This window comes from Microbacterium sp. NPDC055357 (assembly GCF_053644835.1).
Map to the genome: position 1 here is coordinate 174,537 of NZ_JBSHLZ010000005.1, position 10,780 is coordinate 185,316.

9 protein-coding genes are annotated in these 10,780 nt (G+C 69.4%); 2 read left to right on the forward strand and 7 right to left on the reverse strand.

The features are described 5' to 3' along the window. Positions 1 to 15: 15 nt before the first annotated feature. The 6 genes from ACWICD_RS09110 to ACWICD_RS09135 are packed head-to-tail and all read right to left on the reverse strand — an operon-like array spanning position 16 to position 6,632. A complete protein-coding gene (locus tag ACWICD_RS09110) occupies positions 16 to 567 on the reverse strand; it encodes a DnaJ family domain-containing protein (protein WP_454139974.1) in 552 nt (183 codons plus the stop codon). After that, positions 564 to 1,508 carry an oxygenase MpaB family protein gene (locus ACWICD_RS09115; RefSeq protein WP_376128531.1) on the reverse strand — a complete coding sequence of 315 codons (945 nt, stop codon included), beginning with the start codon at positions 1,506 to 1,508 and terminating at the stop codon, positions 564 to 566. Before ACWICD_RS09115 ends, ACWICD_RS09110 begins: the two co-directional genes overlap by 4 nt. A gap of 19 nt (positions 1,509 to 1,527) precedes the next feature. After that, complete coding sequence (locus ACWICD_RS09120) at positions 1,528 to 2,472, reverse strand: carbohydrate ABC transporter permease (RefSeq protein ID WP_376128529.1); 945 nt, start codon at positions 2,470 to 2,472, stop codon at positions 1,528 to 1,530. Continuing rightward, positions 2,459 to 3,373, reverse strand: a complete 915-nt coding sequence (locus ACWICD_RS09125; protein ID WP_454139975.1) for a carbohydrate ABC transporter permease — start codon at positions 3,371 to 3,373, stop codon at positions 2,459 to 2,461. The genes ACWICD_RS09120 and ACWICD_RS09125 overlap by 14 nt, the downstream gene beginning before the upstream one ends. A 55-nt stretch (positions 3,374 to 3,428) precedes the next feature. Then, positions 3,429 to 4,721 carry an ABC transporter substrate-binding protein gene (locus ACWICD_RS09130; RefSeq protein ID WP_454139976.1) on the reverse strand — a complete coding sequence of 431 codons (1,293 nt, stop codon included), beginning with the start codon at positions 4,719 to 4,721 and terminating at the stop codon, positions 3,429 to 3,431. 27 nt (positions 4,722 to 4,748) lie between these two features. Next, a complete protein-coding gene (locus ACWICD_RS09135; RefSeq protein ID WP_454139977.1) occupies positions 4,749 to 6,632 on the reverse strand; it encodes a glycoside hydrolase family 127 protein in 1,884 nt (627 codons plus the stop codon). Positions 6,633 to 6,812: 180 nt separating this feature from the next. On the opposite strand from ACWICD_RS09135, the gene ACWICD_RS09140 reads away from it, so the two are divergent. Beyond that, positions 6,813 to 7,817: a LacI family DNA-binding transcriptional regulator gene (locus ACWICD_RS09140; protein ID WP_376128521.1), complete on the forward strand. Its 1,005-nt coding sequence runs from the start codon at positions 6,813 to 6,815 to the stop codon at positions 7,815 to 7,817. 37 nt (positions 7,818 to 7,854) lie between these two features. Here the strand turns inward: ACWICD_RS09140 and ACWICD_RS09145 are convergent, their stop codons facing one another. Continuing rightward, positions 7,855 to 8,973 (reverse strand): aminotransferase class V-fold PLP-dependent enzyme, encoded by a 1,119-nt coding sequence (locus ACWICD_RS09145; RefSeq protein WP_454139978.1) that lies wholly within the window; start codon positions 8,971 to 8,973, stop codon positions 7,855 to 7,857. Between the two features lie 107 nt (positions 8,974 to 9,080). On the opposite strand from ACWICD_RS09145, the gene ACWICD_RS09150 reads away from it, so the two are divergent. Beyond that, a complete protein-coding gene (locus ACWICD_RS09150) occupies positions 9,081 to 10,778 on the forward strand; it encodes an ABC transporter substrate-binding protein (RefSeq protein WP_454139979.1) in 1,698 nt (565 codons plus the stop codon). Positions 10,779 to 10,780 lie beyond the last annotated feature (2 nt).

A 10,780-nucleotide genomic window follows, 5' to 3' on the forward strand; every position in this document is an offset into this window, starting at 1 on the left:
CGGGCGCGGCGGAGGTCACCGGCGCCGACGGCGTCGCCGCGGCGGGGCCGCGGCATCGGGCTCCGGCTCGGCCGTTGTGCGCCGCTCGCGCCATGCGCGCAGTTCGGCGTCGACGTCGCGCGTGGGCGTCACGACCGGCGGCCCGCCGAGCAGCTGGCGCCGGGCTTCGACGACGCGACGGTTGAAGTCCTCGACGTACTCCCGCGCGTCGTGCTCGTTCGCGAGGGCGTCGATGCGCCGAGCGAACTCGGCGTGCTCGACGCGCAGCGAGAGCGCGGGCGGTCCGAGGCCCGTGAGCTGCTCGTGCTCGATCTTGCGGCGGATCCACCAGTCGGCGTCGTGGTGCGCCCCGAGTCCGCGGATGGGCTTTCCCGCTCCGGGTAGGTTGTCGAAGTCGCCGCGGCGGATGGCCTGCTGGATCGCCGTCTCGACGTACGCCGCGCGATCGAGCGTGCTCGAGCCGGTGGGCGAGCGCGGAACCTCATCGGATGCCGCGGGCTCGGGCGGCTCCGCCGCGTCGCGCTCCTGTCGGTAGCGCGCCGCTGTGAGCCGCGGGTCCTCGCTCACGGGCGGCCTCGCGGCGTGGCCGGCGTCACCGGCCCGGACGTCGTGGCGAGGCGGCGCAGGCGTTCGCGCGCGAAGTCCTGCGCGCGCGGCCCCGACCCCAGCGCACGGGCGGAGATCGCCAGCACGACGCGCGTGAGGGTGATGACGGGGAACGGTGACCGGCGCAGGCCGAGCAGCTTCCGGTACCGGTGGGGCAGGCTCGCCACGGCGGCGGCGAACAGCACGCGATACGCGATGCGCATCGACCCTCGAAACGGGATGCCGCGCAGGAACCGCACGACGTCGTCGACGCGTTCGTCGCGGCGCAGCTCGTGGCGGTCCAGGTATCCGTCGAGGCGTCGGCGCAGCTCGGCCTCGGATTCGGGCGGGTCGGCGACGTGCATGAGGCGTCCGGCCGTCGCCCACTCGCGGACGTACGCGTCGGGGCCGCCCGGGATGGGACCGCCCCACAGTTCGTGCGCGCCGAGGAACGCCTCGGTGAAGGCGAGGTGCACCCACTCGACGAGATCCGCGTCCGACGCCGAGTACGCGCGGGGGCCGCTCGCCGACTCGAACGTGCCGCTCACGCGCTCGTGCATGCGCCCGACGCGGGCGGTCTCGCGTTGCGCCTGCTCGGTCGAGCCGTAGGTCACGCAGATGATCCACCGCACGGTGCCGGCGAGGCGTCCGATCGGGTCTTCGCGATAGCGGGAGTAGTCGTGCACTCCGGCCATCGCGCCGGGGTTCAGAGCCTGGATGAGCAGCGCGCGGATGCCCGCGACGAACGTGCCGAGTCCGGCGTGCACGGTCCACACGGCACCGCCGTCGGCGAAGTAGCCGTCATCGTCGCCTGCCGCGAGGGCACGCACCCATGGCGGGGTGCCGTCGGGGTGGCCCGACAAAGCCGTGAGCAGTCGCGCGCGCAGGGGTGCACGGCGCGGGGGAGCGGCATCCGAACTCATCACTCCAGCGTGCCACGCCTCACTTCGCAGCTCCTGCGAAGATGCCGTTGACGTAGTGACGCTGCAGCAGGAAGAAGATGATGAGGCAGGGCACCATCGACACGACGACACCCGCGTCGAGCAGTCCCCAGTCGACCGTGCCGAACCGGCCGATCTGATTGCTCTGCAGCACGACGGGCAGCGTGAACTTGTTCTGGTCGGTCAGCAGCACGAGCGCCGCGAGGAACTCGTTCCACGCGTTGAGGAACGCGAAGATCGCCGAGGTCACGATTCCGGGGACGACCAGCGGAAGGAACACCCGCAGCAGACTCGTCCATCGCGTGCAGCCATCGATCAGCGATGCCTCTTCGATCTCGTCGGGGATCGCGGCGAACGAGTTCCGCATGATGAAGACGCAGAACGGCAGTTGGTAGGTCGTGTAGACCAGCACGACACCCAGCAGCGAGTTGAACAATCCGAGTTCGCGCAGCACGACGCTGATGGGGGTCAGCAGCACCGTGAACGGGATCATCATGCCGGCGAGGATCACGGCGAACACGACTCCGGATCCGCGGAACCGATAGCGTGCCAGGCCGTACCCGGCGAGGACCGAGAGCGCAACCGCGAGCGCGACGGTGCCGCCCGCGACGACGAGACTGTTCAGGATGCCGCGCAGCACGCCCTCGCCCGGATCGAACATGCGCTCCCACGCGTCGAACGAGATCTCCGTCGGAAGAAGGGTCGGCGGACGCTGCCTGAGCTCTTCGGGCGACTTGAGGCTGCCCGTGAGGGTCGTCACGAGCGGCAACAGGAAGAGGGCGGCCAGGAGCAGGCCTCCGACCCACCACCACACGCCCGCTCCCGAGCGACGGGTACGGGTCCAGCGGCGCACGTCGCCGCCTCGGCGGATGCCGCGGTCGGTGGTGAGCGTGGCCGTGGCGAGCTCGGCTGCGGTTTCGTCGCGCTCGGTGTCACGAACGGCCACGGTCGCCTCCTCTCAGGAGCCGGATCTGCAGGGCCGAGACGACGACCAGCAGCACGAGCATGATGACCGACAGCGCAGCGCCGTAGCCGAGCTCGAACTTCGTGAACGAGATGTTGTAGATCCAGTAGACGGCGGTGACCGTCTCGTTGTCGGGGCGACCCTTCGTGATGAGGAAGAACTGTTCGAACGCGAGCAGCGATCCCGCGACCGAGAAGACCAGCACCAGGATCACGGTCGGGCGCATGAGCGGCAGCACGACGCTGAAGAGGCGACGCCACCATCCGGCGCCGTCGAGCTGAGCCGCCTCCAGCACGTCCTCGGGCACGCCGTTCAGGCCGCCGAGCAGGAGGATCATCTGGAAGCCGACGACCTTCCACGTCACCATGACGCACACATTGATCAGGCCCGGCCAGGTCTGCGTCGTCCACGCGACCTGATCCAGCGGCATCCCCAGCGCCGCAGTGATCGCTGCGACGGGTCCCGCCGTCGGATCGATGAACCACAGCCACAGGAAGCTCGCCGCGGCGAAGCCGATGACGTACGGCGTGAAGAACACGGTGCGGAAGAACGCACTGCCACGGCTCGATCGACGGATGAACAGGGCCAGGGCGAACCCGAGCACGAACAGCACGGGCGTGATGATGAGGGTGTACAGCAGCGTGAACCCGAGCGAGCCGAGGAAGGTGGTGTCGGTCGTGAACGCGCGCACGTAGTTGTCGATGCCGATGAACCGCGGCTCGCCCAGGAGTGGCCAGCGATGCAGGCTCATCCACAGCATGAGAATGACCGGAACGATGAACAGCACCGTGGTCAGGGTGAGCGCCGGCACCGTGGCGAGAAAGCCCGTCCACGCCAGCCGGGTGCGGAGCCGAGTGCTCGGCGGGGTGACCGCTCGCGTCATGGTGAATCCTTCGGGATGACGGTGGGGACCGCGCGAGGCGGTCCCCACCGTGCCGTTACTGTCCGGCTTCGTCGACGATCTGCTGTGCGGTGCGCTGCGCCGCTTCGGCCGCGGCGGGCACGTCGCTGCCGAACACGCCGGCCTGCATGAGGCTCACCCAGGGGCCGTTCGGGTCGCTGAACAGGGCGTTGAAGGCGACCGTGTAGGGCACGCGTCCCTCGAGGGTCGCGGCGGCGAGAGCGGCCCACTCCGGGCCCTTCGCGCTGTACACGCTGTCGTAGAGGTCCGTTCGCACCGGAGTGAACCCGTCCTCGGCGAGGTGGGTCTGCGCGTCGTCGCCCGTGACCCACTCGATGAACGACCACGCGGCATCCGGGTCGGGGGATCCGGCCGGGATCGCGAGCACGTCCCCGCCCGCGAACGATGCCCCTTCGCCCGCCGTCTTGCCCGGCAGCGTCGCGACGCCGACCTCGAAGTCGGGAGGCGTGCTCTGCAGCTGGCTCAGGTAGAACGAGCCGCTGGCGACCATGCCGAGCATGCCGCTGTCGAATGAACCGCCGTAGTTCTCGCCTCCGTCGACCTGGCTCGCCGTCGTGATGCCGCCACCGGCGACCATGCCGTTGAGCAGCTCGACGAACTCGACCACGACGGGATCGTCGAAGGTGGCCTCGGGGTTCAGGGATCCGCTCGCGGAGTCGATCGGGTCTCCGCCGGCGGCCCAGATCATCGGGTTGAGCGCGAATGCGGCGCATCCGCCACAGCCTGCTGAGAAGTGGTAGCCCTCGTAGTCGGGGCCCAGGGCGCCGATCGCGTTGGCAGCGGCGGCGAACTCATCCCACGTCTGCGGGGGAGTCTCGGGATCGAGGCCGGCCTGCGTGAACAGGTCCTTGTTGTAGAACAGCACGGAGGAATCGGCCGTGAACGGCACCGTGAAGTTGCGACCCTCGTACGTGCCGGCGTCCAGCTGACCTTCGAGCAGGTCGCCGGCGTAGGGGAGTGCGCCGATCTGATCGGTGACGTCCTGGAAGGCGTCCGCTGCGATGAAGAAGGGCGCCTTGACGACGTCGATCGCGACGACGTCGGGGCTGTCGCCCGCGCTGATCGCCGAGCCGAGCTTCTGCTGGACCTCGCTGTTGGGGATCGCGGTGACCTCGACGGTCGTACCGGGATTGGCGTCTTCGTACTGTTTCGCGAGGTCGCGCATGTAGGACTCGCCGTCGGTGCGCGTCCAGACCGTGAGGGTCGAGGAGTCGCCGTCCCCGCCGTCGCTGCCACAGCCGGCGAGCGTCGCCGCCGCCACGGCCACGACGCCGACGACAGCGGCGCGTCGTGCGATGTGCTTGTGCATGTGATGGGTTCCTTTCTGGGGTGGAAATCAGGAGTCGGCCGGAAGCCAGACCCGCATCGCGTCGACGCCGTTGTTGCCCCACGTCGCGTAGGGCCGCAGGACGAGATCGGCACGCTGCGCCGGTGCAGCGGGAGCGTGAGTGCTGTACAGCGGCGCGTCGTCGGGGATCGGCACGACGCCGACGGCAACGCGCGCCAGAGGGCCGATCTCGGTCGATGTCTCGAGCGCGGTGACGATCGAGTCGGGCGACAGCTGCGCTGCGTCGACGTCGATGTCGTTGTCGCCCTGCTCGGCGCAGTAGACGACCGGTCCTCGCGAGATGGCGACACTGCCCCGCAGGGCGTCGGCACGGCGGTGCGGATGCCGCACGTCGAACGTCATCGGCAGCTCGAGATCGATCACGGCGCCGTCGCGCAGCGCGTCCTCGAGCGCGATCCAGCCCTCACCGACGGACGCCGCGCGCGGTGTGCCATCGACCCGCACGGACACCCCTGACGGATGCGCCCATGCGGGAACGCGCAGGCGCAGAGTCGTGCCGGGGGCATCCCCGGCGACGGTCACCGAGACGGCGCCCGTCGCGGGGTAGTCGGTGCGCACCGTCAGGGTCGCCTCGCCGTAGCTCACCGATGCGGGCAGATAGTGGGCGATGTCGATGGCGCCTGCGCCGGCGGCGCCGACGTAGTGCTCGAGCGATCCGAAGGTGCGCATCAGGTTCGGCGGGCAGCACGCGCACGAGAACCACGACAGCCGCTCGGACGATTCCTCCTGGCGACTCGCGACGTGCTCACGCCGCCGCTGCAGGGGGTTGCTGTAGGTGAACGTGTCGCCGCTGTCCGAGATGCCGGCCAGGACGACGTTGTGCAGCGCGATCTCTCCGGTGTCGAGGTACCGCGCCTCGCCTGTCGCGAGGTACATGCGCCATGCCCAGCCGAAGAGGGCGATGCCCGCGCACGTCTCGCTGTAGGCGCGATCCGCGGGCAGCTCGAAGCCCGCGCCGAACGCCTCGTCCTGATGGCGCGATCCCGTGCCGCCGGTGATGTAGATGCGGCGCGAGACCATGTCGTCCCACTGCACGCGCATCGCCGCGAGCGCATCGCGGTCTCCGCCTTCCAGGTACAGGTCGGTGACCCCCTGGTTGAGATAGAGCGCGCGCACGGCGTGGCCGCGCATCGTCGTCGTCGACAGGACGGGCAGGTCGTCCTGATAGTAGGGGGCCCCGTACACGCCTTCGCCGATGAAGCCCGAGCCGCGGCGGCGGATGAAGCTCTCGGCGAGGCGGAGCGCGGCAGCATCCCCCGTCGTGCGATACATCTCGATGAGCGCCGTCTCGATGAGCGGATGCCCGCAGTACTCGACACGGTCGTCGGCGCCGAACAGGTCGTCGACGAGCGCGACGAACCGCTGCGACACGCGCATCAGGCGGTCATCGCCCAGAGCGCGCTGCGCTGCGACGGCGGCCTGGATGAGGTGACCGAGGCAGTACAGCTCATGCCCGTGCACGAAGTTGCTCCACGGCTCCCGGTCCGGATGGTCCTGATAGGCCGAATCGAGGTAGCCGTCGGCGCGTTGCGCGCGCTCGAGGAGCGAGACGGTGTCGTCGAAGAACGTCCGCAGCTGCGCGTCATCGGCGCGCCCGAGTTCCCACGCGACCGCCTCGAGCATCTTGTAGACGTCGGAGTCTGCGAACAGCTGCCCGCGGAACGGCGCATCGGACTCTCCGGTCAGCCGGCGGAGGTTGTCGAGGTTTCCCTGCGATTCCAGCTCTCGGATGCCGTGGGGCAGCGAGATCCTGCGGTTGCGTGCGTGCCAATCGGCCAGCCGGCCCGAGGCCGTGCTGTCGGCGGGAAGCGCCGTGCGAAGCCCGTGCGTGCCGTTTCCGATGGGCCCGCGGGCGAGAGGAGAGTGCGGCATCCGTGCCCTTTCGATCTCTGTGCACGACGACGTGCGATGTGCTGCAATGGGACGCTACAGCAGACCGAAAGCGGTTTCAAGAGTTTCGCGCAGAGTGATCTATGCCCTTGTCTTCCAGGGCGATACTGTGGAAATCATGAGATCGGGGTTTTCGCCGCTGCCACGCTCAGGCTTCGCGTGGTGATCCCGCGCAAGCCGCGGCTGGCCGACGTCGCCGCGCTCGCGGGTGTGTCGATGGCGACGGCGTCGAAGGCGCTCAACGGTCGCGACGAGGTCGCGGCGGGCACGCGCGCGCGTGTCCACGAGGCCGCCGCTCAGCTCTCGTTCGAAGGAAACTCGATCGCCCGAAGCCTCTCGACGGGGCGTATGGGTGCGGTGGGCCTGCTGACATCCGACCTCGAAGGCCGCTTCAGTCTTCCGATCCTCATGGGCGCCGAAGACGCGTTCGGCGCGGAGGAGACGGCGATTCTGCTGAGCGATGCGCGAGGGGACCGTGTGCGTGAGAAGCGCCATATCCGTGCGCTCATCCCGCGCGTCGACGCGCTGCTGGTCGTGGGCAGCCGCACCGATGCGCGTCGATCTCTCGGGGACCTGCCGATGCCCGTCGTGTACGTCTACACGCCGTCCGATGATCCGGCCGACTGCTCGCTGACGCCCGACAACGTCGACGGCGGCCGACTCGCGGCACGCCACCTGCTCATGACGGGGCGCCGGCGCCTGCTCCACATCACCGGCCCGCCCGCCGATGCGGCCGCGACGGACCGGGCGCAGGGAATCGACGAAGTGCTCGCGACCGGTTCGTCCGGTGCGCGACTGTCCCTGCGCACCGAGTACGGCGAGTGGACGGAGCGGTGGGGGCGCTCCGCGACGCAGTTCGCCCTGCGCGACGGCATCGACTTCGATGCGATCCTGTGCGACTCGGACCAGATCGCCCGCGGTGCGCTGGATGCGCTGCTCGTGGCGGGCCGCCGCGTGCCCGAGGATGTCGCACTCATCGGCTACGACAACTGGGAGCTCATCGTCGCCGACACCAGTCCGCCGATCTCGAGCATCGACATGAACCTCGAGGCGATGGGTCAACGCGCCGCGCAGCTGCTCACCGCCGCGATCGCCGGCGTCGATCTTCCCGCCGGGCCGCAGCTGATGCCGTGCCGGGTCGTGGCGAGGGGTTCGACTCTGAGCTGAGCGGATGAGCGCGGTTCCGGCCGCGCTCCCTCACGCGTCAGGACAGCAGAACGGATGCCGCGGTCTCGATGTCGTCGAGTGTCGTCGTCGCGTGCACCGAGAGCCGGATGCGGTCGGGCCCGTGCAGCGTCGTGGTGATGCCGGCATCCGCGAGTCTCCGCCGACGTTCTCCGGCAGAGCCGTCGCCCCATCGCGCCACGACGATGCCGGCGCGATCCGACGCCGCGGCGGGCGAGACGACATCGGCGCCTCCCGCGCGCAAGCGGTCGTCGAGCGCCGTGACGCGCGTGGACACCAGGCGCTCGATCTCGGGCACGCCGACGTCGGTGACGAGCCCCAGAGCCGCCGAGAGCACGTGAGCGGATGCCGGCGAGCCGTTGGTCACGCGCATGTGCTGCGCGCCCGCGGCGAGCGGGTGCCGCCGGCCGTCGTAGCTCGTCGGCCGCTCGACGGCCGTCCAGCCGCTCAGGCGCGGAGCAAGACGTGTGCGGGCGCGCTCGGATACGGCGACGAATCCCGTGCCCCACCCCGCGCGCAGCCACTTCTGCCCGCCCGCGACGACGACGTCGGCGAGATGCCACGGCAGATCGACGACGCCCGCAGCCTGGATCGCGTCGACGATGAGCAGCCGGTCGCCGATCGTTTCGCGCAGACCCGCGAGGTCGGCGCGCCAACCCGTGCGGAAATCGACGGCACTGACGGCGACGGCTGTCGTGCTCGGGCGCAGCGCCGCAGCGACGCGTTCGGGTGTCACGGGTGCCGTGAGGCGGGCGCCCGGCATGTCGCGCACGCGCAGGATGCCGAGTTCCTCGGCGCGCCACCAGGGGTAGAGATTCGCGGGGAACTCGCCTCGCGAGACGAGCACCTCGGCCCCGCGCAGCGCGAAAGCCGTGTGGAACAGGCCGAGCGACGTGTTCGGGATGAGCGCGATGTCGTCGGCCGCGAAGCCCGTGAGCCGGGACACTGCGACGCGTGCTGCGGCGTCTTCGGACGCTTCGTCGACATCTCCGACGGTCATGCGCGACCAGTACGCGGCAGCGGCCTGCGCCGTGGAGCGCGCGGGCGGGCCCGAACGGGCGAAGTCGAGGTGCCCGGGGCATGGCTCGAACGCGGCCAGGTAGCTCGCGATGGTGGGGGAGGGTTCCGAATCGGGCACGCCGTAAAGATAACAATCTGACAGTGCAGTTGTACATTGCACCGTCATGTTGTTTCATGGTCCGAGTCACTCGACGCAAGGAAGCAAGAGAAAGGGATGGTCCACCCATGGACACCAGGAAGAAGGCCGCCGGGCTGCTCGCCGCAGGCGTGACGGCGGCGTTGCTGCTGACGAGCTGCGCCGGCGGAGGCTCGGCCCCCGAGCAGTCATCCGGCGCCACAGGTGAGGCCCAGCCGGGCGGCACCGTCCACATGCTGCAGAACACCGACTTCTCCTACCTCGACCCCGCTCGCGGCTGGGACGGCGGCGTGAACGCTTTCTATCGCCTGCTCTACCGCGGTCTGACGATGCAGGCCGCCGGAGACGCGGAGGACCCCAACGCGATCGTCGCCGACCTCGCCAAGTCGCTCGGCGAAGCATCCGGGGACGGCCTGACGTGGACCTACACGCTGAAGGACGACCTGGCCTTCGACAACGGCGACCCCATCACCTCGGCCGAGGTCAAGTTCGGCGTCTCCCGCGCGTGGGACCCTCAGATCGGCATCGGCTCGCCGTACCTCAAGAACGTCATCGACGCTCCCGAGGACTACCAGGGCCCGTACGTGTCGGGTGACCTGCCGACGATCGAGACTCCCGACGACAAGACGATCGTCTTCCACCTCAAGGAGCCGTTCCCCGAGTTCGACAACGTGCTCGCACAGGCCAACGCCGCACCGTTCCCGGTCGGCACGGGCGGCGGCGACGAGTTCATCAACGACGTCATCGCATCGGGTCCGTACACGCTGGAAAGCTACACGCCCGGCAGCACCATCAAGCTCGTGCGCAACGAGCACTGGAACGCCGACACCGACGACGTGCGCAAGGCGTACCCCGACGCGTGGCAGTTCGACATCGGCATCGACCCCGGCACGATCGACGAGCGCATGATCGCCGGCCAGGGTGCGGACGTCAACGCGATCTCGAGCAAGCTCAGCGCCGCCGTGCTTCCGCGCATCCAGACGCCCGAGCTGCAGGAGCGTGCCGTTCCGGCACCGGCCTATTGCACGACGTACATGTCGCTGAACACCACGAAGGAGCCGTTCACCGACGTCCGCGTCCGCCAGGCGGTCAACTTCGCGCTCGACCGCTCGGCGCTGCAGAACGCTTCGGGCGGCAACCAGCTCGCAGACCCGGCCACGACGATCATTCCGCCGTCGGTCAGCGGACACAAGGAGTTCGACCTGTACCCGAGCGTCGACGGCGCGGGCAACATCGATGAAGCCACGGCGCTCCTGGAAGAGGCCGGCCTCGCCGACGGGTTCGAGTTCACGCTCGACATCCGCACCACCCCGCTCGCTCAGGCGCAGGCTGAGGCCGTGCAAGAGGCGCTGGCCAAGGCCGGCATCACGGTCAAGCTCAACGTCATCGACGCGGCGATCTACTACGAGACCATCGCGACGCCCTCGCAGCAGAACGATGCCGCGATCACCGGCTGGTGCCCCGACTGGGCCTCCAGCGCGAGCACCTTCATCCCGCCGCTGTTCGACGGAGCCATGATCACCGAGAAGGGCAACCAGAACCTCGCGCAGATCGACGATGCGGATGTCAACGCCCGCATCGCCGAGATCCAGGCGATGACCGACGTGGACGCCGCGAAGCAGGCCTGGGGCGAGCTCGACGAGCAGATCATGCAGCTCGCGCCGATCGCACCGCTCGTGTTCGAGAACGCGATCTTCCTGCCCGGCTCGAACATCGCCGGGTACTACCCCAGCACGAGCATGACCGACCTGACGATCATCGGTCTGAAGGATCCCTCGAAGGGCTGAGG